This window comes from Cronobacter universalis NCTC 9529, from assembly GCF_001277175.1.
Classification (GTDB): domain Bacteria; phylum Pseudomonadota; class Gammaproteobacteria; order Enterobacterales; family Enterobacteriaceae; genus Cronobacter; species Cronobacter universalis.
The window spans coordinates 105,885-129,613 of sequence record NZ_CP012257.1 but is presented as its reverse complement, the minus strand read 5'-3'; the positions used below and the strand labels follow the sequence as shown (position 1 = coordinate 129,613).

Annotated in this window: 24 protein-coding genes; 11 read left to right on the top strand and 13 right to left on the bottom strand. The window is 60.2% G+C overall.

Annotation, left to right across the window (positions count from 1 at the left end; genetic code table 11):
* Positions 1-4: 4 nt before the first annotated feature.
* Positions 5-682, bottom strand: coding sequence for a 6-hydroxyaminopurine reductase (gene yiiM / locus AFK65_RS00590; RefSeq protein ID WP_007704160.1), 678 nt, complete (start codon positions 680-682; stop codon positions 5-7).
* Between the two features lie 70 nt (positions 683-752).
* Complete coding sequence (gene sodA / locus AFK65_RS00585) at positions 753-1,373, bottom strand: superoxide dismutase [Mn] (protein WP_015387089.1); 621 nt, start codon at positions 1,371-1,373, stop codon at positions 753-755.
* A gap of 371 nt (positions 1,374-1,744) precedes the next feature.
* Between sodA and rhaT the strand changes: the two genes are divergently transcribed.
* Entirely contained in the window at positions 1,745-2,782 is a 1,038-nt protein-coding gene (gene rhaT / locus AFK65_RS00580) for an L-rhamnose/proton symporter RhaT (protein WP_032805101.1), read from the top strand.
* Here the strand turns inward: rhaT and rhaR are convergent.
* Together rhaR and rhaS are read right to left on the bottom strand one after the other, a co-directional pair.
* Positions 2,779-3,630, bottom strand: a complete 852-nt coding sequence (gene rhaR, locus AFK65_RS00575; protein WP_038858403.1) for an HTH-type transcriptional activator RhaR — start codon at positions 3,628-3,630, stop codon at positions 2,779-2,781. The two genes, rhaT and rhaR, sit on opposite strands and share 4 nt — an antisense overlap.
* Positions 3,631-3,701: 71 nt before the next feature.
* Positions 3,702-4,538 carry an HTH-type transcriptional activator RhaS gene (gene rhaS / locus AFK65_RS00570; protein WP_032805789.1) on the bottom strand — a complete coding sequence of 279 codons (837 nt, stop codon included), beginning with the start codon at positions 4,536-4,538 and terminating at the stop codon, positions 3,702-3,704.
* Between the two features lie 301 nt (positions 4,539-4,839).
* On the opposite strand from rhaS, the gene rhaB reads away from it, so the two are divergent.
* From rhaB to rhaM, 4 genes are all read left to right on the top strand, one after another.
* The gene (gene rhaB, locus AFK65_RS00565) at positions 4,840-6,312 is read left to right on the top strand and encodes a rhamnulokinase (protein ID WP_038858405.1); all 1,473 of its coding nucleotides are present in this window, start codon (positions 4,840-4,842) and stop codon (positions 6,310-6,312) included.
* Positions 6,309-7,565 (top strand): L-rhamnose isomerase, encoded by a 1,257-nt coding sequence (locus AFK65_RS00560; RefSeq protein WP_038858407.1) that lies wholly within the window; start codon positions 6,309-6,311, stop codon positions 7,563-7,565. The genes rhaB and AFK65_RS00560 overlap by 4 nt, the downstream gene beginning before the upstream one ends.
* Before the next feature lie 9 nt (positions 7,566-7,574).
* Positions 7,575-8,399: a rhamnulose-1-phosphate aldolase gene (gene rhaD / locus AFK65_RS00555; RefSeq protein ID WP_038858409.1), complete on the top strand. Its 825-nt coding sequence runs from the start codon at positions 7,575-7,577 to the stop codon at positions 8,397-8,399.
* Positions 8,400-8,568: 169 nt separating this feature from the next.
* Positions 8,569-8,883 (top strand): L-rhamnose mutarotase, encoded by a 315-nt coding sequence (gene rhaM / locus AFK65_RS00550; protein ID WP_007704129.1) that lies wholly within the window; start codon positions 8,569-8,571, stop codon positions 8,881-8,883.
* A gap of 173 nt (positions 8,884-9,056) precedes the next feature.
* Here rhaM and AFK65_RS00545 read toward each other — a convergent pair whose 3' ends face one another.
* The 4 genes from AFK65_RS00545 to AFK65_RS00530 form a co-directional block, all read right to left on the bottom strand.
* A complete protein-coding gene (locus AFK65_RS00545) occupies positions 9,057-10,319 on the bottom strand; it encodes an MFS transporter (RefSeq protein WP_007704123.1) in 1,263 nt (420 codons plus the stop codon).
* A gap of 57 nt (positions 10,320-10,376) precedes the next feature.
* Positions 10,377-12,500 carry an alpha-galactosidase gene (locus AFK65_RS00540; protein ID WP_038858411.1) on the bottom strand — a complete coding sequence of 708 codons (2,124 nt, stop codon included), beginning with the start codon at positions 12,498-12,500 and terminating at the stop codon, positions 10,377-10,379.
* A gap of 118 nt (positions 12,501-12,618) precedes the next feature.
* Positions 12,619-13,626 (bottom strand): LacI family DNA-binding transcriptional regulator, encoded by a 1,008-nt coding sequence (locus AFK65_RS00535; protein WP_038858413.1) that lies wholly within the window; start codon positions 13,624-13,626, stop codon positions 12,619-12,621.
* A gap of 76 nt (positions 13,627-13,702) precedes the next feature.
* The gene (locus AFK65_RS00530) at positions 13,703-14,251 is read right to left on the bottom strand and encodes a helix-turn-helix domain-containing protein (RefSeq protein WP_038858415.1); all 549 of its coding nucleotides are present in this window, start codon (positions 14,249-14,251) and stop codon (positions 13,703-13,705) included.
* Positions 14,252-14,356: 105 nt separating this feature from the next.
* Here AFK65_RS00530 and AFK65_RS00525 point away from each other — a divergent pair, with 105 nt between their 5' ends.
* Entirely contained in the window at positions 14,357-15,016 is a 660-nt protein-coding gene (locus AFK65_RS00525) for an AzlC family ABC transporter permease (RefSeq protein WP_105611975.1), read from the top strand.
* Positions 15,016-15,339, top strand: coding sequence for an AzlD domain-containing protein (locus tag AFK65_RS00520; RefSeq protein ID WP_007704106.1), 324 nt, complete (start codon positions 15,016-15,018; stop codon positions 15,337-15,339). The genes AFK65_RS00525 and AFK65_RS00520 overlap by 1 nt, the downstream gene beginning before the upstream one ends.
* 38 nt (positions 15,340-15,377) lie before the next feature.
* On the opposite strand, the gene AFK65_RS00515 is transcribed toward AFK65_RS00520, so the two are convergent.
* Both AFK65_RS00515 and fdhD read right to left on the bottom strand, forming a co-directional pair.
* Positions 15,378-15,587, bottom strand: a complete 210-nt coding sequence (locus AFK65_RS00515) for a YdgH/BhsA/McbA-like domain containing protein (protein WP_004385160.1) — start codon at positions 15,585-15,587, stop codon at positions 15,378-15,380.
* Between the two features lie 130 nt (positions 15,588-15,717).
* Positions 15,718-16,560 (bottom strand): formate dehydrogenase accessory sulfurtransferase FdhD, encoded by an 843-nt coding sequence (gene fdhD / locus AFK65_RS00510; RefSeq protein ID WP_007704103.1) that lies wholly within the window; start codon positions 16,558-16,560, stop codon positions 15,718-15,720.
* A gap of 165 nt (positions 16,561-16,725) precedes the next feature.
* Here fdhD and fdnG point away from each other — a divergent pair, with 165 nt between their 5' ends.
* The 4 genes from fdnG to fdhE are packed head-to-tail and all read left to right on the top strand — an operon-like array spanning position 16,726 to position 22,249.
* On the top strand, positions 16,726-19,776 hold the full coding sequence (gene fdnG / locus AFK65_RS00500) for a formate dehydrogenase-N subunit alpha (protein ID WP_085959937.1): 3,051 nt from the start codon (positions 16,726-16,728) through the stop codon (positions 19,774-19,776).
* Positions 19,777-19,788: 12 nt separating this feature from the next.
* On the top strand, positions 19,789-20,691 hold the full coding sequence (gene fdxH / locus AFK65_RS00495) for a formate dehydrogenase subunit beta (RefSeq protein WP_007766109.1): 903 nt from the start codon (positions 19,789-19,791) through the stop codon (positions 20,689-20,691).
* The gene (gene fdoI, locus AFK65_RS00490; RefSeq protein ID WP_004385165.1) at positions 20,688-21,323 is read left to right on the top strand and encodes a formate dehydrogenase cytochrome b556 subunit; all 636 of its coding nucleotides are present in this window, start codon (positions 20,688-20,690) and stop codon (positions 21,321-21,323) included. The genes fdxH and fdoI overlap by 4 nt, the downstream gene beginning before the upstream one ends.
* Positions 21,320-22,249 (top strand): formate dehydrogenase accessory protein FdhE, encoded by a 930-nt coding sequence (fdhE, locus tag AFK65_RS00485; RefSeq protein WP_038858423.1) that lies wholly within the window; start codon positions 21,320-21,322, stop codon positions 22,247-22,249. The genes fdoI and fdhE overlap by 4 nt, the downstream gene beginning before the upstream one ends.
* A 72-nt stretch (positions 22,250-22,321) precedes the next feature.
* Here the strand turns inward: fdhE and nadS are convergent, their stop codons facing one another.
* From nadS to AFK65_RS00470, 3 genes are all read right to left on the bottom strand, one after another.
* Positions 22,322-22,612 (bottom strand): NadS family protein, encoded by a 291-nt coding sequence (nadS, locus tag AFK65_RS00480; RefSeq protein WP_007704087.1) that lies wholly within the window; start codon positions 22,610-22,612, stop codon positions 22,322-22,324.
* Positions 22,612-22,923 (bottom strand): hypothetical protein, encoded by a 312-nt coding sequence (locus AFK65_RS00475; RefSeq protein WP_007704085.1) that lies wholly within the window; start codon positions 22,921-22,923, stop codon positions 22,612-22,614. Before AFK65_RS00475 ends, nadS begins: the two co-directional genes overlap by 1 nt.
* 199 nt (positions 22,924-23,122) lie before the next feature.
* Complete coding sequence (locus AFK65_RS00470) at positions 23,123-23,722, bottom strand: LysE family translocator (protein WP_007704082.1); 600 nt, start codon at positions 23,720-23,722, stop codon at positions 23,123-23,125.
* Between the last annotated feature and the right edge of the window lie 7 nt (positions 23,723-23,729).

The following is a 23,729-nucleotide window of genomic DNA, read 5'->3' as shown; positions in this document are numbered from 1 at the left end:
CCTGCTACCCCCGGCCCCACAATCTGCGTGAAAAACTCTCGATCTTCCCGTTAAGACGCCGGTTTTGCAGCGTTTTCGCCCAACTGGCGGAAAGGCCGCCGGCGCTCAGGAGCCGGTGATACTGCTCGTCGTCGAACGGCGTATGCCACGCGATGGCGGCGGCCTCGCGCACGGAAATAGCGCTCACCCGCGACACCAGCTCCAGCGGCGCGTCGCTGAACACCTTCCCTTCGCCGATCACCCGGTACAGCCAGCCGCAGCGCGCGGTATCCTGCATCCGGCCGGAAAGCTCGCTAATCCCCGAGTGAAAATTGACCTTAAAGCACGGCGAACGCGGCTGGGTGATCTGTATCAGCGCCTCGCCCCAGCGAAAGATATCGCCGATAAACGCGTTCTCTTCCGTCAGCCCCAGCGTCGAGAGATTCTCGCCAAACGCGGGCGGCGCGAACCACTCCGCCTGTTCCGGGTACTCACGCGCCCAGACGGCGTAATGCTCGCGCGGATAGTGGCACAGCGCGCGGTCCGCCCCGCCGTGAATTTTCTTCTCCGCCTGCTGATCGCCAACCAGCCCGCGGCTGGTGAGCGACAACTCGCCCTCCACCTGCACTTTGCCGATGGCGCTGGGCCTGCTGCCTTCATAGTCGCGGATTTTGCCGAGATACACCTGCACCGGGAAATACATACGCGCCTCCTTTTGCGGATATAAAAAAAGCGAGCCATCAGGCTCGCTTTTTACAGGTCAGGTTGCAACCTTATTTCTGAGAAGCGAAACGCGCTGCGGCTTCGTCCCAGTTAACCACGTTCCAGAACTCTTTGATGTAGTCCGGACGACGGTTCTGGAATTTCAGGTAGTACGCGTGCTCCCACACGTCCAGGCCCAGGATCGGGTAGCCGGAAGCGCCGGAGATAGCTTCGCCCATCAGCGGGGAATCCTGGTTTGCGGTGGAAACGACAGCCAGTTTGTCGCCTTTCAGCACCAGCCACGCCCAGCCGGAGCCGAAACGGGTCGCAGCCGCTTTCTCGAACTCTTCTTTGAATTTCTCAACGGAGCCGAAATCGCGCTCGATAGCCGCTTTCAGGTCGCCCTGCAGGGTGGTGCCTTTTTTCAGGCCTTTCCAGAACAGGCTGTGGTTCGCGTGGCCGCCCGCGTTGTTACGCAGAACGGTTTTTTTATCAGCCGGAACCTGATCCAGTTTGGTGATCAGTTCTTCAACCGGCAGATTCGCCAGTTCCGGCAGGCTTTCCAGCGCCGCGTTAGCGTTGTTGACGTAGGTCTGGTGGTGTTTGGTGTGATGGATTTCCATCGTCTGCTTGTCGAAATGCGGTTCCAGGGCGTCGTATGCGTACGGCAGGGATGGCAGTGTGTAACTCATATTCATCATCTCCATTATTGTCGGGCGGCAGAGGTGTTAACGCCGCGTAAGCAGTGGGTTCATTATAGTTAATTAAATGATATTGAAAATGTTTATCAATGCCGCAGTTTTTATATGGTTATAACTTAACGCAATAATGGCTGAAAATGGACACCTCGCGCCGATTTTTACACAGATTTCCATGCGTTAGGTATCGTCTGAATTAGCTGCAAAGTGTGATCCCCGTTCGGCTTACCCCCTGTTTTTTGCCACCCGTTAACGCTTCGCGGCAGCGCCCCAAAGGTGAAAATTTGAGCGCCTCAATAGACTCGATTCGGTTAGGGGGCGGCTTTCGCTCCCGTTGGCTCTGTGACGGAAACGAGGACGACAGCATGAGTAACGCAATAACCATGGGCATACTGTGGCATTTGATTGGCGCGGCGAGCGCCGCCTGCTTTTATGCGCCGTTTAAGAAGGTGCGGCACTGGTCCTGGGAAACCATGTGGTCGGTGGGCGGCGTGGTGTCGTGGCTGATTTTACCCTGGGCAGTCAGTGCCCTGCTGCTGCCCGACTTCTGGGCCTATTACCGCTCGTTCAGCGCCGCCACGCTGCTGCCGGTGTTTTTATTCGGCGCGATGTGGGGCATCGGCAACATTAACTACGGCCTGACCATGCGCTATCTCGGCATGTCGATGGGCATCGGCATCGCGATTGGCATTACGCTGATTGTCGGCACGCTGATGACGCCGCTGCTGAACGGTAAATTCGGGCTGCTCATCGGCACGCCCGGTGGGCAGATGACGCTGCTTGGCGTGTTCGTCGCGCTCATTGGCGTCGCCATCGTCACCCGCGCAGGCCAGCTGAAAGAGCGCCAGATGGGCATCAAAGCCGAAGAGTTTAACCTGAAGAAAGGGCTGGTGCTGGCGGTGCTGTGCGGCGTGTTCTCCGCAGGCATGTCGTTTGCGATGGACGCCGCGAAGCCGATGCATGAAGCCGCCGCGGCGCTGGGCGTCGATCCGCTCTACGTCGCGCTGCCAAGCTATGTCGTTATTATGGGCGGCGGCGCGCTGATTAACCTCGGCTTCTGTTTTATTCGCCTCGCGAAGGTGAAAAATCTGTCGATTAAAGCCGATTTCTCGCTGGCGAAACCGCTGCTTATCAGCAACGTGCTGCTCTCGGCGCTGGGCGGGCTGATGTGGTATTTGCAGTTCTTTTTCTACGCCTGGGGCCATGCGCGCATCCCGGCGCAGTATGACTACATCAGCTGGATGCTGCACATGAGCTTCTACGTGCTGTGCGGCGGGATCGTCGGACTGGTGCTGCGCGAGTGGAAAGCCGCCGGGCGTCGTCCGGTCAGCGTGCTGAGTCTGGGCTGCGTGGTGATTATCGTGGCGGCGAATATCGTCGGGCTGGGCATGGCGACCAACTAACCGGCCAGAGCGCCCCACTGCTGACGCCACACCCGTGGCGTCACGCCCGTTTCACGGGTAAACACCACCGAGAAATAGTTACTGTCTTCAAAGCCGCAGCGCGCGGCGATATCGCTAATCAGCAACGAGGAGTGGCGCAGCAGGTACTGCGCCTGGCAGATGCGCAGCTGGCGCAGATACTGGCTGATGCTCATGCCCGTCTGCTGGCGGAACAGCTGGCGCAGCGGGCGTTCGGCAATCTGGTAATGGCTGCAAAAATGTTGCAAATCGAACGGCACTTCCAGGCTGTTGCCCAGCGCGGCCATCAGCAGATCGAGCGTTTCGCCGTCGCCCGGCCCCGCGCCGCCCGACGGCTGATAACGATGACGGCGCAGCGTAATCGCCAGCTGTAAAAAGAGGCTTTCGGCCAGGCAGTGCGAAAGCGCGTCTTGCTTCGGGCTTTCATGCTCCAGCTGGTCAATGACCTGGCGCGCCTGCACCATGCCCTGGCTGCTGAGCCGCCAGCGCGGGTCGCCGCTCGCGCCACGCGGGTTTTCCAGCAGATCGCGCCAGTTGACGTTAAGTTTTAGCCGTTCGGGGCAGTAGATGATGTTATGCAGCACCAGGTCGTTAACCGACTGGTAGCTGTGGCGGTCTTCGGCGCGGATATAAAAGAGATCGCCGCAGGTAATGCGGTAAGGCCTGTCGTTCAGCACATGCAGCCCGTTGCCGCGCCACACCAGCACCAGTTCGCAGAACTCGTGGGTATGCTCGGCAAAAACATTTTGCGGGTAGCGATCCGCCACGACGACCGGCTGGGTGGGTGTCGCGAAGAAATCCGCTTTCCTGAGCACTAACTGAGAGGCCACAGCGTATCTCCGGGGCAAATGGCTGCAAAGTATGCGCTTTTTCGCCGCAGAAAACGGTGATTCCCTTCGCGTTACTGGATTTGCCCGTCGCGCCCCTGGCGAATATCGCGCGGCGACCACGAAAACTCGCGCCGGAACAGCGTGGAGAAGTGATTGCTGTCGCCAAAACCGCACTGGTAGGCGATATCCGTAACGCTCTCTTCGCTGTGGCGCAGCAGATAGCGCGCTTTCATCAGGCGCAGACGATTAAGGTAGCGCTGCGGCGTCAGGCCGGTGCGCTGCTTAAGCTGGCGGTGAAGCGTGCGCAGCGACAGCATGTGGCTATCGGCCAGCCGCTCCCAGCAGACCTCTTCCGCGTAATGCTCCTCAAGCCAGGCGATAAGCTGATTCAGCCGTTCATCGGCGTGGCCGCCGCCCTGCGCATGCGCGCCGCTTCGCAGTAAAATTAGCAGCTGCATAAAGAGCATCTCCATGCTGGCGATGGCATGCACGTCGCTGCTTTCGCGCAGCGCTTCGAGCCGCTCCACCAGCGGACGGGCCTGATGCAGCGTCTGCTGGCTGATGCGCCAGTGCGACGGATAGTGGCCGTCCTGCTCCTGCGGCAAAAGCTTTTCAAGCCCCGACAGGAAACTGAACGCCTGCGGCGAGCGATACAGCACATTGGTCAGACAGAGATTTTCGGTGTGCTCATAGAGATGGCGATCGTGGTCGCGCACAAAGCAGACGGAGCCGCCGCTGAGCGTATACGGCTGACCATTAAACACATGCGTGCCGGTGCCGTGCTCGACGATAACAATCTCATAAAAATCATGATGATGTTCAGGAAAAGCCGCCTGCGGCAGACGCGGTTCAATGGTGACCGACGCCGCGCCGGATGGGAAAAAATCAACGCTCTGTAGTACCGTCATCATCGCCCCCGCGTTCTGTGAAACCTGCCTGATAGTAGATAACGGTTCTCACTTACACCTTAAATTTTCGACGCCAAAACGCGCAAAGCCCGTCGGATTTTTAAGAAACACCGTGAAATTTCTGGAAATGCGGCGCGGCTCACACCGCTGCCGGCCCGGCGGCCAGACGCCATTTTGTGAACTCCCTCACGTTCATCTTTGCTTCCTTGCCAGCGCGCTTAACACGCTGTCCGTGGAGTGAAGGTGCGCCGCCGCGCCGCTCCCTAGACTGGCGTCAGAGATTCCAACAAGGACCCCAACCATGACTATTCGCCATAGCGTCGCGGTCGATCTGGGCGCCTCCAGCGGCCGCGTGATGCTGGCTCGCTACGACAGCCACGGACAGCGCCTGACGCTTGAAGAAATACACCGTTTCGCCAACGGCCTGCGCCGCGTGGACGGCTTCGACACCTGGGATGTGGACGCGCTGGAGCGCGAAGTGCGCGCGGGTCTGGAGAAAGCCTGCGCGCGCGGCGTCGCTATCGACAGCATCGGCATCGACACCTGGGGCGTCGACTATGTGTTGCTGGACGCGCGCGGCGAGCGCGTCGGCCTGCCGGTGTCGTATCGCGACAGCCGCACCGACGGCATTATGGCCCGCGCCGAGCAGCAAATGGGCCGCGAGGCGATTTACCGCCGCACCGGCATTCAGTTTCTGCCGTTTAACACGCTGTATCAGTTTCGCGCGCTGGTGGAGCAGCAGCCGGAGCTGGTCGCGCGCGTGGCGCATGCGCTGCTCATCCCGGATTACCTCTGCTACCGGCTGACCGGCGCGCTGAACTGGGATTACACCAATGCCACCACCACCCAGCTCATTAACATCAATACCGATAACTGGGACGAGACGCTGCTCGACTGGGCGGGCGTGCCGCGCCACTGGCTCGGCGCGCCGACGCATCCGGGCAACGTGATCGGCCACTGGCGCAGCGCGCAGGGCGTGGGAGTGCCGGTGGTTTCCGTGGCGACGCACGACACCGCCAGCGCGGTGATCGCCGCGCCGCTGGCGACGCCGGACGCGGCGTATCTCTCTTCCGGCACCTGGTCGCTGATGGGTTTTGAGAGCAAAACGCCGTACACCGATGACCGCGCGCTCGCGGCCAATATCACCAATGAAGGCGGCGCCGAAGGGCGCTACCGGGTGCTGAAAAACATCATGGGGCTGTGGCTGTTGCAGCGCGTCTGCCAGGAGCAGCAGATTACCGACCTGCCCGCCCTTATCGACGAGGCGCGCGCGCTTGCGCCCTGCCGCTTTGTGGTGAACCCCAATGACGACCGCTTTATCAACCCGCAAAGCATGAGCCGCGAAATTCAGGCCGCCTGCCTTGAGCGCGGCGAGCCTGCGCCGCAAAGCGCGGCAGAGCTGGCGCGCTGCGTTTTTGACAGCCTGGCGCTGCTGTACGCCCGCGTGCTGGATGAACTCACCGCCCTGCGCGGGCGGCCGTTCACAGTGCTGCACATTGTCGGCGGCGGCAGCCAGAACCCGCTGCTGAATCAGCTTTGCGCCGATGCCTGCGGTATTCCGGTGCAGGCCGGCCCGGTGGAAGCCTCCACGCTCGGCAATATCGGCTGTCAGCTGATGGCGCTGGACGACATCGCCGATGTCGACGCGTTTCGCCGCGTTGTCACCGCCAGCCAGACGCTGACCCCTTTTCACCCTCAGACGGACAGCGAAATAGCGCGCCACGCGGCGCGGGTATCGCCGTCCCGTCAAATCAGGAAGGAGCTTTACGCATGACCACTCACATTCAGCAGGCCTGGGAACTGGCGAAGCAGCGCTTCGCCGCCGTCGGCGTCGATGCCGAAGCCGCGCTAAACCAGCTCGACCGCCTGCCGGTCTCCATGCACTGCTGGCAGGGCGACGACGTGGCCGGTTTTGAAAACCCGCAGGGACAGCTCACCGGCGGCATTCAGGCGACCGGCAACTATCCGGGCAAGGCGCGCAACGCCGAAGAACTGCGCGCCGATCTCGACCAGGCGCTGCGCCTGATCCCCGGCCCCAAACGCCTGAACCTGCACGCCATCTATCTGGAATCCGACACGCCGGTCGCCCGCAATGAGATCAAACCGGCACACTTCGCGAACTGGGTGGCGTGGGCGCGCGAACGCCGGCTGGGGCTGGATTTCAACCCGTCGTGCTTCTCGCACCCGCTGAGCGCCGACGGCTTTACGCTCTCGCACCCCAACCCGGAAATTCGTCAGTTCTGGATTGAGCACTGCCAGGCGAGCCGCCGCGTGTCGGCGTCGTTCGGCGAACAGCTCGGCACGCCGTCGGTGATGAACATCTGGATCCCGGACGGCATGAAAGATACGCCGGTGGATCGCCTGGCGCCGCGACGCCGTCTGCTCGCCGCGCTGGATGACGTTATCCGCGAAAAACTCAATCCGGCGCACCACATCGACGCCGTAGAGAGCAAGCTGTTCGGCATCGGTGCGGAGAGCTACACCGTCGGCTCGAACGAGTTTTACCTGGGCTATGCCGCCAGCCGCCAGACCGCGCTGTGCCTCGACGCCGGCCATTTCCACCCGACGGAAGTGATCTCCGACAAAATCTCCGCCGCGATACTTTATGTACCGCGTCTGCTGCTGCATGTGAGCCGTCCGGTGCGCTGGGACAGCGATCATGTCGTGCTGCTGGATGACGAAACCCAGGCCATCGCCGGCGAAATTATTCGTCATGACCTGTTTGACCGCGTGCATATCGGCCTCGATTTCTTCGACGCCTCCATCAACCGCATCGCGGCGTGGGTGATTGGCACCCGCAACATGAAAAAAGCGCTGCTGCGCGCGCTGCTGGAGCCGACCGCGCAACTGCGTCAGCTGGAGCTTGACGGCGATTACACCGCGCGTCTGGCGCTGCTCGAAGAGCAGAAATCGCTGCCGTGGCAGGCCGTCTGGGAGATGTATTGCGAGCGCCACGACACGCCAGCCGACGCCGCGTGGCTCTCCGCCGTCCGCCACTATGAACAACACGTATTAAGCACGCGCTAAGGAGCACTCATGCAACGTATTCTCTCTTCCTGGTTTGTTCAGGGGATGGTTAAAGCCACCAGCGATATGTGGCTGAAAGGCTGGGACGAACGTAACGGCGGCAATGTAAGCCTGCGCCTTGACGCGGCCGACGTGGAGCCTTACCGCGATGAGTTTTACCCCGCGCCGCGCTGCGTGGAGCTGAGCCAGCCGCGCACGGAGCTCGCGGGCTGCTGGTTCCTCGTGACCGGCTCCGGGAAGTTTTTCCGCAACGTGCAGCTCGATCCGGCAGACACGCTGGTGCTGCTGCAAATCACCGACGACGGCATGGCGTACCACATTCACTGGGGGCTCAGTAACGGCGGCCTGCCGACGTCGGAGCTGGCGTCGCATTTTCAGTCGCACGCGGTGCGCAAAGCCGTCTCCGGCGGCCAGGATCGCGTGATCATGCACTGCCACGCCACGAACCTGATTGCGCTAAGTTTTGTGCTGGAGCTTGATGAAGCGCGCTTTACGCGCCTGCTGTGGGAAGGCAGCACCGAATGCCTGGTGGTGTTCCCGGACGGCATCGGCATTGTGCCGTGGATGGTGCCGGGCACCGATGGCATCGGCAGCGCCACGTCGGAGCAGATGAAAACCCACACGCTGGTGCTGTGGCCGCATCACGGTATTTTCGGCACCGGGCCGACGCTTGATGAGGCGTTCGGGCTTATCGATACCGCCGAGAAATCCGCCGAGATCCTGGTCAAGGTGCTGTCGATGGGCGGCATGAAGCAGACCATCACGCGCGAGGAGTTGATTGCGCTCGGCGAGCGTTTTGGCGTGACGCCGCACGCGGGCGCTATCGCGCTGTAAGCGGGCGGGCGTCGTGGAGGTAGACGGTGGGTGCGCTGCGCTTACCCACCCTACATTGATGAGATGACTGGTAGGGCGGGTAAGCGAAGCGCACCCACCATTACCGCAAAACCAGGGAGAGCCGCATGAACGCGATATTGGCCCTCCGTAAATATTGTCAGGAGGCATGATGATCCGCAAAGCGTTTGTAATGCAGGTCAACCCGGACGCGCACGAGGAGTATCAGCGCCGCCACTCTCCCATCTGGCCGGAGCTTGCGGCGGTGCTGAAACAGCATGGCGCGCACCATTACGCCATCTGGCTTGATGCGCAGCGTCATTTGCTCTTCGCGACGGTTGAGATTGAAAGCGAGGCGCGCTGGAACGCCGTGGCGCGCACCGAGGTATGCCAGCGCTGGTGGAAGCATATGCGCGAGATTATGCCGTCCAACCCGGACAATAGCCCGGTGAGCCAGGAGTTGAAAAACGTGTTTTATCTGGAGTGAGCGCGGGAGTGGATGAATGGCGGGTGCGCTGGCGCTTACCCGCCCTACGAGAGGTTCAATTCTGGGACTGGCGGGTGCGCTGGCGCTTACCCGCCCTGGATAACACAAAGCCTTCCATTAACCGTAGGGCGGGTAAGCGCAGCGCACCCGCCGTGATTAGACACCCGCCATTACTACGCCTTCACCGTCTCTTTTAACCCCACGCCCTGCCGCGTGCCTGAGAGCGTAAACGCCGACACCACCGTTATCGCCAGCACAAAACTGCCGAGGATGAGATAGGTATCCTGAAACCCTATCCGGTCATACATCGTACCGGCGAAGGCGGAGAGAAAAATCGCCGCCATCTGCTTGGCAAACTGAAAACCAATCAGATAAATGGTCGCCGACAAACGCGTATCAAACACGCCGGTAATGTATTTAAACGCGCCCACCAGCAGGAACGGCACTTCCAGCGCGTGCAGCATTTTCAGCGCCACGATTTCATAAACGTTCGTGGCGAACGCCGAGCCGATAATGCGCGTGGCCATAATCGTGCCCGCAATCAGCAGCGTGTTTTTCGCGCCGATGCGGTTAATGATCCACGGCGAGCAGAACATAATGATGGCGTTGCACAACTCCCCCGCCGTGGTGGCGAAACCAAACGCCTGCGTGCCCGCCTGCGGCGTCGGGAAGAACGATTTAAAAAACGTCGCGAACTGCTGATCAAACACGTCATACACGCACGCCACGCCCACCACATACAAAATAAACATCCACAGCTTCGGCAGGCGGAACAGGCCCAGCGCCATTTTCGCCGTTACCTGCGGCTGGTTGGCGCCGAGCGCGTTCATCACCTGCGCCGTCTGATTCGCGCGAGGGCGCGCCACCAGCAGCAGCCCCATCAGCACCAGCGCGGCGCAGGAGCCCATCCAGAACACGATGGCCGGGTTGACGTTAAACAGCATCCCCGCCGTCGAGGCGCACAGCCCCCAGCCGAGGCAGCCAAACATGCGCGCCTTGCCATATTCAAAACCGCTGCTGCGGCTCACGCGCTCAATGTATGCCTCAATCGCCCCGGCACCGGAGGAGAAGCAAAAGCCGATATACAGTCCGCCCATCAGCGCGCCGAGCCAGATATTCACCTTCAGCAGCGGCCCGAAGACCCACAGGAAGAACGGCGCGAACAGCACCAGCAAGGTGGTGATAATCCACAGCAGATGTTTTTTTAAGCCCAGCTTATCGGAAATCACGCCCAGCACCGGCTGAAACGCGATGGCGAACAACGACATACAGGAGAATACAATGCCGGTATCGGTTTTGTTCAGGCCAATCACATCCGACAGCCAGATAGGCAGAAACGGAAAGCAGGTGGCCATGATGAAGAAGTAGAAAAAGAAGAAGAGACCAAAGATCCAGAAGTTCGGGTTATGTTTTGGGGTACAGACGGTATTTTTCATTATTGTCGCCCTTAGAAGACCAGACCATTGAGGCGCCGCCTTCGCGGCGCCCGCCTGTTACACGCGCTCAAACGCGATAAGCATCGCGGTTTCCGGGTCGAGCACCGGCAGTTGTAGCCCCGCCTGCGCCAGCCATTCGCCGCTGGCGCTGACAGGCTCGTTCATCCAGCCGGGCAGCCTGCGCATGGTGTGGCCGCCTTCGCCGGTCAGCTGAATATTCGGATGATCCACGAGACGCACCTGGTAACGGGCCTGCGGATCGAGCCCCGGCACGCGCAGCGCGCCCGGCAGCGTGTAGTCCGGCATCGCCAGCTGGCTTATCAGGAACAGCCCCTGCGACTTATCCTGACTGACGACGCCCTGCACCTGCGTGGCGGCGTCCGGCATCTCCACGCGCCACAGGTTTCCGGTGTGGATCAGCTCGCGCCACTCTTTATAGAGCGCGGCATAGCGCCGATAGCCCGCCGCCTCCTGCTCGCCGGCGCTGACCGGGTCCAGCTCCAGCCCCATATGACCGAACAGCGCCGTCAGGCCGCGAAATTCAATACTGTGCTGGCGGAAAGTCGCGTGGCAGCGCGGGTTGCCGATATGCGCGCCCATGACTTCCGGCGGGAAGAAGTAGCTCATACCGCGCTGGATGGTGTTGCGCTCCAGCGCGTCGTTGTTGTCGGAGGCCCAGAAGCGGTGCGTGCGTGTCAGCACTTCGAAATCGATACGCCCGCCGCCGGACGCGCAGGACTCAAACTCAACGTGCGGGAAGCGCGCGCGCAGCACATCCAGCAGACGATAGAACTGGCGCGTCTGGGCGTCCGCCGCCGCTTTGCCCGCGTGGCCCGGCTGCACCAGTTCGCGGTTCATGTCCCACTTCACGTAATCGACCGGGTGCTCGCCCAGAAGCCAGCTCATGCGTTCCAGCAGGTACTCGAAGGCCTCAGGAATGTTGAGATTAAGCACCCACTGGTGGCGTCCGGTGGTTTTCGGATAGCCCGGCAGCGCCAGCACCCAGTCCGGGTGCGCGCGGTAAAGATCGGAATCAGGGTTGATCATCTCCGGCTCCACCCAGATGCCGAACTCCATGCCGAGATTTTTCACATGGTTAATCACCGGCATCAGGCCGTTCGGGTATTTCTGCTCATCGAGATACCAGTCGCCGAGCGCCGCGTGGTCGTCGTTGCGGCCCTTGAACCAGCCGTCGTCGATGATAAAGCGCTCCACGCCAAGCGCCGCGGCGCTGGTCGCCATCTGCATGATGTACTCCGGCTGGTGGTCGAAGTAGATCCCCTCCCAGGTGTTGAGGTGCACCGGGCGCGGTTTGTTGCCGGGAAAACGAATAATTTCCTCACGCAGAAAGCGGTGGAACTGCTGGCTCATGCCGTTCAGGCCGCGCGTGGAGTGGCTCGCATAGAGCCACGGCGTGTGCAGCGTCTCGCCGATCGCCAGCGCCATTTCACCCGACAGATAAAGCGCCTCGGCCTGGAGATAGCGCCGCCCGTCGGTTTTCGCTTCGCACTTCAGCCGGTGGTTGCCGCTCCAGCCAAGGTGCACGCCCCAGACGTCGCCGTGCTGCTCGCCAAACCCCGGCGTACCGGCGATAAGCGCCGGAAAATGCTCGTGCGAGGTGCGCCCGCGGCGGTTCTCCAGCACAAAGCCGTCGTGGCTTAACGTCACGCGGTGCGGCTGGAACTCGCGCGTCCAGCGACCATGAAACGCCATCACTTCAAACGCCCGCTCCGCCACCGGCAGCGTGACCGCGAAACGATCCACCTGCCAGGCCCCGTCGCGCAGATTGGTCAGGCCGTGGCGCACCTTTAGCACGCCGCTGTCGCTGAGCGAAAGCTCGCTCACGAGCCGCAGCCCGGCAGTGGCGTCTTCACTGGTGATCACCAGCGTCTGCCCGTTCTGGTTGACGTCCTGCGTGATAAACACCGGCGAGGCGTCCAGCCCGTTGCGGTGCCCTTCCAGCCCCGGCGCGCCAAACAGCCCGTGGCCGTTCTCCGCCATTAACGTAACGGGTGAGTCGGTATCCAGACGGCCATTAGCCACCGGGCGTAAAAGGCTCGCGCAATCCTGCTCCGAAAAGCGCGCAAGATGCGGCCCCCAGTAGACAATTTCGGCGAAGGGGTACGTTTTGATAACAACATCGGTTGCAGGGCTGGTGAGTCGATGAATGCAGATTTCCATAAAAGCATCTCCGGAATAAGGAATGCTTTTACTGTTGATCCGAAACGTTTCGGATGCCAACCAAAACGTTTCGGATGTGTGATCTGCACAGGATTTTGTTTAAGAGAAGGGGAAGGGTTTAGTCAGCGGGGTGCAGCGTGTCGCCCTCCAGAAAATCGGGCTGCCACAGCACCTGGAGCTGTTCTGCGGGCTCGCCCGCGATGAGACGCTGCACCATGCCGGCGATTTGCCGGCCCACGCCTTCGCGCGTGGACTGAATGACCGCCGCCACGTCCATCTCCACGATGCTGTCGGGCGGCAGACCGTCATAGACCACCAGCGAAACGGCCCCTTCGCCCTGTAAGCGATTGAGGGTTTGCAGCGCCATCGCGGCCCCGTCGCCAAGCGAGTTGCAGTCGGTCACAATGGCCGTCGGCGGCGCGGGCAGCGCCATCAGTTCCAGCACCGCTTTGTAGCCCGCGCGGCGGGTAGGCGGCAGCATCCGCAGGCCGCTGTCATCAAGCTGATGCGCTTTCAGCGCGTCTCGCCAGCCCTCGCGGCGCTGGGTGATAAACGCCTGGCTGTTGTGCTCGCCAAGCATCGCGATGCGCCGGTGGCCGAGACGAATTAACCGCTCGGTGGCCTGATGCGTACCGGCGTAGTTATCGAAATCAAACCAGGCGTAGGGTTGCGGCAACCGGCTGCGCCCGAGCGCCAGGAAAGGAAAATTCACCGTCTGGAGCTGCTGCAAACGTGGGTCGTTATCGAGCGTATGCGCCACGATCAGCGCGTCCACGCGGCGGCTTTGCACCAGACGCATATAGCTGTGGCTGTCCGCCAGATCGTCATCGGCAATCAGCAGCAAATCGACCTCATGTTGGGCCAGTTCGCGGCTTATCTCGCCCACCATCTCCATAAAGACGCTGTTATTGAGCGGCACGGGATGCACGGGAAAGACCAGCCCGACGGCGTCGATTTTGCCCATTTTCAGGCGACGCGCGAACGTGTTAGGCCGGTAGCCGCGTCGCGCCGCTTCGGCCTCCACCCGCGCGCGGGTCTCCTGAGAAACGTCATCGTAACCGTTCAGCGCGCGGCTGACGGTGGTGACGGAGAGGCCAAGTTGTGCGGCGATTGCTTTAAGCGACATAAGTTAAGTGCCTGATTGCATGATGCGTAAAAGTGTCGCCTGGGGGCGTCGCAGGCGTCCACAGATTCTGTAGGGCTTAATTCTGTTCCGCCACCAGAATTGCCTGAGTATCCGGCTCCAGCGCGCGAAAAATATGTGCCCGATCGGCCGGGTAACAGATGTAATCCCCGGCGTGCAACTCCTCCGGCGCTTCCACCAGCCCGACCAGCGCGCGTCCCTGCGTCACGATGATATGTTCCACCGAACCCGTTGGATGCGGCTGCGACAGGCGCTCGCCTTCCGGCTGCGTCAGTAACAGGTAGATATCGCGACGCGCGCCAGGCGGACAGGTCGCCAGCAAAATCGCCTGATAATTGGCGAGTTCCGCCACGACTTTTGGCCCTTCGCCGCGGCGGATCACCTGCGTTTTATTGGCCTGCGGCTCCATCAGGCGGGCGAAAGGAATATCGAGCGCCACGCATAACGCCCAGAGCGTCTCCAGGCTCGGATTACCGTTCCCGGCTTCGAGCTGGGACAGCGTGGATTTCGCGATCCCCGCGCGGCGGGCCACTTCGGCCAGCGATAACCCGGCGCGCGTGCGTTCACGCACGAGACTTTGAGCAATCACGGTGATGGGCTGTGTCATGTCGGACTCCCTGGTTCGTTAAAATGAACGAACGTTCGTGTTGAAAATCGGCCGCGGTCTGTTCATTATAATGTTCATTCGTTCGTTATGGGTGAAAAACGTATGATTCTACACCGGTTCGCCTGTCTTAAAGGCGACATTATAAAGGCTATTGCGCTGGTCTGTCTGGCCGTCGGCGTGGTGGGTATTTCTTATGGCACGCTGGCGATGGCTTATGGCTTCGCGATGTGGGTGCCGCTGCTGCTGTCCATCGCGGTGCTGGCAGGCGCGTCGGAGTTTATTTTTATCGGCATCGTCGCAAGCGGGGGGAACCCGCTGGCCGCGGCGGCGGCGGGTCTGCTGGTTAACGCGCGCCATCTGCCGTTTGGCATCACGGTGCGGGATCTCGTGGGCCGTGGCGCGAAAAGACTGCTGGGCTCGCACATCATGAATGATGAAAGCGTGGTGTTCGGGCTATCGCAGGAGACGCCCGAAACGCGCAAAGCGGCGTACTGGCTGTGCGGGCTTGGCGTGGCGCTGTGCTGGCCGCTTGGCGTTGTTATCGGCGTGGCGATGGGCACGCTGCTTCCCGCGCCGGAAACCATCGGTCTTGACGCCGTTTTCCCGGCGATCTTACTCGCGCTGGTGCTGCCCGCCCTGAAAAACAGAACCACGCTTATCCGCGCAGGCAGCGGCGCGGCGCTCTCGCTTGCCGCCGTGCCGTTCGCGCCGGTCGGGCTGCCGGTGCTGCTCTCGCTGGCGGGCTTATTCACGAGGAAGAAATAATGGCGAGCACCATGATGATTCTGGCTGGGATCGCCGTACTTTCTGTCGGCACGTATCTGATGCGCTTTGGCGGGGCGAAGCTCGGTAACAAGCTGGCGCTGAGCGAACGGGCGCAGGCGCTGCTCTCCGATGCGGCAACGACATTGCTGTTTGCCGTGGCGCTGGCGGCCACTTTCTATGAAAGCGAGCATTTTGCGGGTATGGCGAGGGTGCTGGGCGTGGCGTTCGCGCTCTTTCTGGCCTGGCGCAAGGCGCCGTTAATCGTGGTGATTGTTGCGGCGGCAGTCGTCACCGCGCTGCTGCGTCTGGCGGGGATGCCATAAAAAAAGCGCCCGCAGGCGCTCTTTCGACAACTTCTGGCTTATTTGTTCAGTTCGGCGGTCATGTGGACCTGATTGCCGGTGAACGCTTCGGTGATTTTGTACGTCGCGCCCATCTGCTCGGCCTGCGCGGCGATTTTAGCTTCCGCGCCGGAGAGCGTGGTGTCGGTCGCGGTGATGGACTGGCCAGCGAAAGCGCCGAAAGCGGTAGCAAGGGTCATAACTGCGACAAAAGATTTGATAGTGTTCATGGCAATATTCCTTCAGTTCTGGTTTAAGTGAGAAGGCGTGTCGCCTTCGATGTGTGTAATAGTAGACCTGCACACCGGAAACCAAAAGCGGAAGGATTTGCCGTTCTTTGTCAGAAAAACTGAACAATTTTTATGCGTTTTTATCGCCTGCGATCAGGCGCTGCGGATGCGTATAAATCGTCGCGCGGCCAGGGCGCGAAAAGCCCACCAGCGTCAGGTTGCAGCGCTCGGCGACTTCCACGGCGAGCGTGGTGGCGGCAGAGACCGCAAAGAGAATTTCCACGCCGCAGGTCGCGGCTTTCTGCACCATCTCATAGCTGGCGCGACTCGAGACCAGTACCGCGCCCTGCTGCCACGCTTCACGCGCGCGGCGGCCGAGCAGTTTATCCAGCGCGACGTGACGCCCGACATCCTCATGCCCGCCCGCGATATCGCCCTGCGGCGTCAGCCAGGCGGCGGCGTGCGTACAGCCGGTGAGCTCGCCGACAGGCTGGACGCTGGCAAGCTGACGCAGCGCGCCGTCGAGGTTATCAAGCGAGAAAGTTTGCGTGAACGGCAGCGGAGCCAGAGGACGCACAATATCGTTAAGCAGTTCCACGCCGCAGACGCCGCAGCCGGTCCGCCCCGCCAGATTGCGGCGGCGCGCTTTGAGCCCCATAAAGCGACGGCTGGAAAGTTCCACCTGAATTTCGATACCATTACACCCATGGATAATATCCATACCGTAAATTTCGTGTGAAGATTCGACAATTCCTTCCGATAAAGAAAACCCAAGGGCGAAGATTTCCAAATCTTTGGGAGACGCCATCATCACGACGTGGGATATACCGTTGTAGACCAGCGCTACCGGCACTTCTTCCGCCAGCCAGTCCGGCTCTGTGGTGGTGAGATTCTCTCTTTTCCAGAGCGGAAGGGAACGAGCGGCGGTGACGTCGGTCACGTTTTGCAACAGTTCTGGATGGTTCTTATTCACTTTTTATTAACCGTCTGAAACAGCCTCAGCAACATTGTGGTATTCTGTTGCGCCTAATCCCTCCTCTTTAAGAAGGGAATGATGATTGTGAACCGTTGCGGCGGCATCCGCAAAAGAAAAACCATACGACTTACTTTGTGACAATGTCTGAACAAGGAGCAATCCATGCAGGTCAGCAGAAGGCAGTTCTTTAAGATCTGCGCTGGCGGTATGGCAGGCACCACGGCAGCCGCACTGGGATTTGCCCCCAGCGTCGCGCTGGCGGAAACACGGCAATATAAACTGCTGCGCACCCGCGAAACCCGTAATACCTGTACGTACTGCTCCGTCGGCTGTGGGCTGTTGATGTATAGCCTCGGCGACGGCGCGAAAAACGCGAAATCCTCGATTTTCCACATCGAAGGGGACCCGGATCATCCGGTCAACCGCGGGGCGCTTTGCCCGAAAGGCGCAGGTCTGGTGGATTTCATCCACTCCGAATCGCGTCTGAAGTACCCGGAATACCGCGCGCCAGGCTCCGATAAATGGCAGCGCATCAGCTGGGAAGACGCGTTCGATCGCATCGCGAAGCTGATGAAAGAAGACCGCGACGCGAACTACATCGCGCAAAACGCCGAAGGCACGACCGTTAACCGCTGGCTCTCCACCGGTATGCTGTGCGCCTCCGCTTCCAGTAACGAAACCGGCTATTTAACCCAGAAATTTACCCGCGCCCTCGGCATGTTAGCCGTGGATAACCAGGCGCGTGTCTGACACGGACCAACGGTAGCAAGTCTTGCTCCAACATTTGGTCGCGGTGCGATGACCAACCACTGGGTTGATATGAAGAACGCCAACCTCATCGTCGTGATGGGTGGGAACGCGGCAGAAGCGCATCCGGTGGGTTTCCGCTGGGCGATGGAAGCCAAGATCCACAATGGCGCGAAGCTTATCGTGATTGACCCGCGCTTTACGCGCACGGCGTCGGTGGCCGATTTCTATACGCCTATCCGTTCCGGTACTGACATCGCTTTCCTGTCAGGCGTACTGCTGTACCTGCTGAACAACAACAAGTTTAACCGCGAATATGTCGAGGCCTACACTAACGCCAGCCTGATCGTGCGTGAAGATTACGGTTTCGATGACGGCCTGTTTACCGGCTACGACGCGGAAAAACGCAAATATGACAAAACCAGCTGGCACTATGAGCTGGATGAAAAAGGCTTCGCGAAACGCGATACCACGCTCTCTCACCCGCGCTGCGTCTGGAACCTGCTGAAAACGCACGTCTCCCGCTATACGCCGGATGTCGTTGAGAATATCTGTGGGACGCCGAAAGCCGATTTCCTCAAGGTGTGCGAATACATCGCCGAAACCAGCGTGCACGACAAAACCGCGTCGTTCCTGTATGCGCTCGGCTGGACGCAGCACTCCGTGGGCGCCCAGAACATCCGTACTATGGCCATGATCCAGCTGCTGCTGGGTAATATGGGTATGGCGGGCGGCGGCGTGAATGCGCTTCGCGGACACTCCAACATTCAGGGTCTGACCGACCTCGGTCTGCTGAGCCAGAGCCTGACCGGCTACATGTCGCTGCCAAGCGAAAAACAGGCCGATCTGCAAACCTACCTGACCGCCAACACGCCGAAACCGCTGCTGGAAGGCCAGGTGAACTACTGGGGCAACTACCCGAAATTCTTCGTTTCGCTGATGAAAGCCTTCTATGGCGATAAAGCGACGGCGGAGAACAGCTGGGGCTTCGACTGGCTGCCGAAGTGGGATAAAGGCTACGACGTCCTGCAATATTTCGAGATGATGCACCAGGGCAAAGTCAACGGCTACATCTGCCAGGGCTTTAACCCGGTCGCCTCGTTCCCGAACAAAAACAAAGTGGTCGCTTCACTCTCAAAACTGAAGTTCCTGGTGACTATCGATCCGCTCAATACCGAGACCTCTACCTTCTGGCAGAACCACGGCGAGCAGAACGATGTCGATCCGGCGAGCATTCAGACCGAAGTGTTCCGCCTGCCGTCCACCTGCTTTGCCGAAGAGAACGGATCTATCGTGAACTCCGGCCGCTGGCTGCAGTGGCACTGGAAAGGCCAGGATGCACCGGGCGAAGCGCTGAACGACGGCGAAATTCTGGCCGGCATCTTCCTGCGCCTGCGTAAGATGTACGCCGAGCAGGGCGGCGCGTGCCCGGAACAGGTGCTCAGCATGAGCTGGAACTATTCGACGCCGGAAAACCCGTCGCCGGAAGAAGTGGCTATGGAGAGCAACGGTAAAGCGCTGGCGGATATCATCGATCCGGTGACCGGCAACGTACTGGCGAAGAAAGGCGATCAGCTGGGCACCTTCGCGCACCTGCGCGACGACGGCACCACCTCGAGCGGCTGCTGGATCTTCGCCGGTAGTTGGACGCCGGACGGCAACCAGATGGCGCGCCGCGACAACGCCGACCCGTCGGGCCTTGGCAATACGCTGGGCTGGGCATGGGCGTGGCCGCTGAACCGTCGCATCCTGTATAACCGCGCCTCCGCGGATCCGCAGGGCAAACCGTGGGACCCGAAACGCCAGCTTCTCTCTTACGCCAACGGCAAGTGGGTCGGCGCCGATATCCCGGACTACAGCACCGCGCCACCGGGCAGCGATGTCGGTCCGTTTATCATGCAGCCGGAAGGCATGGGCCGCCTGTTCGCCATCGACAAAATGGCGGAAGGCCCGTTCCCGGAACACTACGAGCCGTTCGAGACGCCGATTGGCACCAACCCGCTGCACCCGAACGTGGTGTCTAACCCGGCGGCGCGCGTGTTCAAAGGCGATCTGGAAGCGATGGGCAAAGCGGATAAGTTCCCGTATGTCGGCACCACGTACCGTCTGACCGAGCATTTCCACTACTGGACCAAGCACGCGCTGTTAAACGCCATCGCGCAGCCGGAACAGTTTGTGGAGATAGGCGAGAAACTTGCCGGCAAGCTTGGCATCGCGCAGGGCGATACCGTGAAAGTCTCCTCCAACCGCGGCTATATCAAAGCCAAAGCGGTGGTGACCAAGCGTATTCGCACGCTCAACGTGGACGGCAAACAGGTGGATACCATCGGTATTCCAATCCACTGGGGTTACGAAGGGGTCGCGAAGAAAGGCTTTATCGCCAACACGCTGACGCCGTTCGTGGGCGACGCCAACACCCAGACGCCGGAATTCAAGGCGTTCCTGGTGAACGTGGAAAAGGTGTAACGGAGACGACTTATGGCTTATCAATCGCAAGACATTATCCGTCGTTCCGCGACTAACGGTTTCACGCCCGCGCCGCAGGCGCGGGACCACCAGCAGGAAGTGGCGAAGCTTATCGACGTGACCACCTGTATCGGCTGTAAAGCCTGTCAGGTGGCCTGTTCCGAGTGGAACGATCTGCGTGACGAGGTCGGTCATAACGTCGGGGTGTATGACAACCCGGCGGATCTGACCGCCAAGTCCTGGACCGTGATGCGCTTCTCGGAAGTGGAGCAGAACGACAAACTGGAATGGCTTATCCGCAAGGATGGCTGTATGCACTGCGCCGATCCGGGCTGCCTGAAAGCGTGCCCGTCGGAAGGCGCTATCATTCAGTATGCCAACGGCATCGTCGATTTTCAGTCTGAGCAGTGCATCGGCTGCGGCTACTGCATCGCGGGCTGTCCGTTCGACGTCCCGCGCCTGAACCCGGAAGATAACCGCGTCTACAAATGCACCCTGTGCGTGGATCGCGTGACCGTGGGCCAGGAGCCGGCGTGCGTGAAGACCTGTCCGACCGGCGCTATCCACTTTGGCTCCAAAGAGGATATGAAACAGCTGGCTGGCGAGCGCGTGGCGGAGCTGAAAACCCGTGGTTACGAAAACGCGGGCCTGTACGATCCGGCAGGCGTTGGCGGTACGCACGTCATGTACGTGCTGCACCACAACGACAAGCCGAACCTGTATCACGGTCTGCCGGAGAACCCGGAAATCAGCGAAGCCGTTAAGTTCTGGAAAGGCATCTGGAAACCGCTCGCCGCTATCGGCTTTGCGGCGACCTTCGCAGCCAGCGTCTTCCACTACGTCGGTATCGGTCCAAACCGCGCCGAGGAAGATGAAGACAATCTGCACCATGACGATGATGAGGTGCGTAAATGAAAAGACGTGACACCATCGTGCGCTACAGCGCGCCAGAGCGAATCAACCACTGGATCACCGCCTTCGCCTTCGTGCTGGCGGCGGTGAGCGGGCTGGGGTTCTTTTTCCCCTCCTTCAACTGGCTGATGAACATTCTCGGCACGCCGCAGCTGGCGCGCATCCTCCACCCCTTCGTTGGGGTGGTGATGTTCGTCTCGTTTATGCTGATGTTTTTCCGTTACTGGCACCACAACCTCATTAACCGTGACGATATTTTGTGGGCAAAAAATATCCACAAAATCGCCATGAACGAGGAAGTGGGCGATACCGGGCGCTATAATTTCGGTCAGAAGTGCGTCTTCTGGGCGGCCATTCTGCTGCTTCTGCTGTTACTGGCAAGCGGCGTGGTGATCTGGCGTCCGTGGTTCGCGCCGATGTTCCCCATCCCGGTGATTCGCCTGGCGCTGCTGGCGCATTCATTTGCCGCGGTGGCCTTAATTGTGGTTATCATGGTGCATATTTACGCGGCCCTGTGGGTCAAAGGCACCATTACCGCCATGGTGGAAGGCTGGGTTACTAAAACCTGGGCGAAGAAACACCACCCGCGCTGGTATCGCGAAGTGCGCGAGAAACAGGAAAAATCATCTGAATGAGTATTCGCATCATCCCGCAAGACCAGCTGGAGAAGAGCGATAAACGTACGGCGGAAGTGATTCCGCCGTTATTGTTCCCCAGACTGAAAAATCTCTATAACCGCCGCGCCGCGCGCCTGCGCGAGCTGGCTGAAAATAATCCGCTGGGCGATTACCTGCGTTTTGCCGCGCTTATCGCGCATGCCCAGGAGGTGGTGCTGTATGACCACCCGCTGGAGATGGATTTGACGGCCCGCATCAAAGAAGCCGCGGAACAGGGCAAGCCCCCGCTCGATATTCACGTACTGCCGCGCGACGGCCACTGGCAAAAGCTGTTGCAGTCGCTGATTGCCGAGCTGAAGCCGGAGATGAGCGGCCCGGCGCTGGCGGTTATCGAGAATCTCGAAAAAGCCTCGGCGCAGGAGCTGGAAATGATGGCGAGCGCCCTGTTCAGCGCCGATTTCAGCGCGGTGAGCAGCGATAAAGCGCCGTTTATCTGGGCGGCGCTGTCGCTCTACTGGGCGCAGATGGCGAGCCTGATCCCCGGCAAAGCGCGGGCGGAGTATGGCGAAGCGCGTCAGTTCTGCCCGGTCTGCGGCAGCATACCGGTCTCCAGCATGGTGCATATCGGCTCAAGCCAGGGGCTGCGCTATCTGCACTGCAACCTGTGCGAAACCGAATGGCACGTCGTGCGCGTTAAATGCAGCAACTGCGAGCAGACCCGCGATTTGCACTACTGGTCGCTGGAGAGCGAGCAGGCGGCCATTAAAGCCGAAAGCTGCGGCGACTGCGGCACTTACCTGAAGATTTTGTATCAGGAAAAAGACCCGAACGTGGAGCCGGTGGCGGACGATCTCGCCTCGCTGGTGCTCGACGCCCGTATGGAGCAGGAAGGCTTCGCCAGAAGCTCCATCAACCCGTTCCTGTTCCCGGGAGAGGGTGAGTAATCTTGTCTGTAGCCCGCTCGTTCAGGGCGGGCTAGTTCCTGCTCGTTATCGACATATCATTTTCTTTGCCGGTTACAACGCAAGCGCAGAGAGCACATGTTGCGGATCGTTCGCAATCGCACGCAACAGCGCACGCGCAGGCCCGGTTGGCGAGCGTCTTCCCTGCTCCCAGTTGCGCAGCGTATCCACGCTTACCGAAATCAGGCTGGCGAATTTCGTCTGAGAAAGGCCTGATGCCTGTCTGATCGCTTTTATTTTCAGCGCGTCGATGACAAAAGCTCGTGAGGGCTCGCGGCGGCCTTCGCTGATATCATTCATCTGCCGCAGGCTTTCGGTTAACTGCTCAAACAGCGCGTTGTCCATCACCACCTCTCATTCAACATTCTGAGCACAGATTTTTCGTGAGGCGAGAGATCGTCTTTTATCCCCTTGCGATAAATCAGCAGCAGGCGGATTTCATCGGCAGCAGCGCGATAGAAATAGATGATCCTGACGCCGCCCCGTTTTCCCCGGCCGCCTGACAGCCAGCGCGCCTTACGAAGCCCGCCGGTATCCGGTATCACGTCGCCGTAATCAGGCCGCAGGGCCAGAAACCACTGCAACCGCTGGTATTCGGCATCACTAAGCAGAGTTGTCACGGCCCGGGTAAAGATTTCCGTTTCAATAAAGAGCATATTCCATACGCCACCGGCTGATGTTAACACAGCATGAAGGTACGTCAATGGCGTACCCCGAAGACAATACGGTATCGTGACGCTACGCGCCGGACAATGTCCCGGACGGAAAGATTTCCCTTCTGCGATCCCCCTTCCGTAATGATTTGTGCCATTACATCAACGGGATAAATATACGGCTGGGTAGCAAGGCTCCCGCCTATTTCAGCATGGCCAGCGCAGAGGAGAGCGTGAGGACAAACAGAAACAGGCCGCCGCCGGTATCGACGACGACCTTCAGCCAGCGCACCGAAAAGCGGCGCGTGGTCAGCACAATCGCGCCGCCGCACAGCAGCAGCCATACGGCCATAATGGCGACATGGATGCTGGCGAGCAGCAGATAGTGCGAGAAGGCCGTTCCGGCGAAGGCGGGCACGACGGTCAGCCAGAGCAGGATCGCTTTGATATTAAAAAGGTTCGCCAGTAGCGCCTCTTTCACGCCCGCGCCGTGGCCTGTGTTTTGCTGCGGACGCCGCCAGGCCTGAATGCCGCTTACGACAAGCCGCAGCGCCAGCCAGAGCAAATAGAGCGTGCCCGTAAGCTGTAAGGTTTTCATCACCGGCGGATAGCGCACCAGCAGCTGCGTGACGCCCAGCCCCACCAGCGAGGCGTGAATATAAATTCCGATGAGCGTGCCCGCGATAACGCTGAATACGCCCGTAATTCCCCGGTGGATTACATTGTTCATCGCCAGCGTAAAGCTCGCGCCGGGAGAGAGCGCCACCGGCGCGATCGCCAGCATAAAACCTGAAATATCCACACCGCCG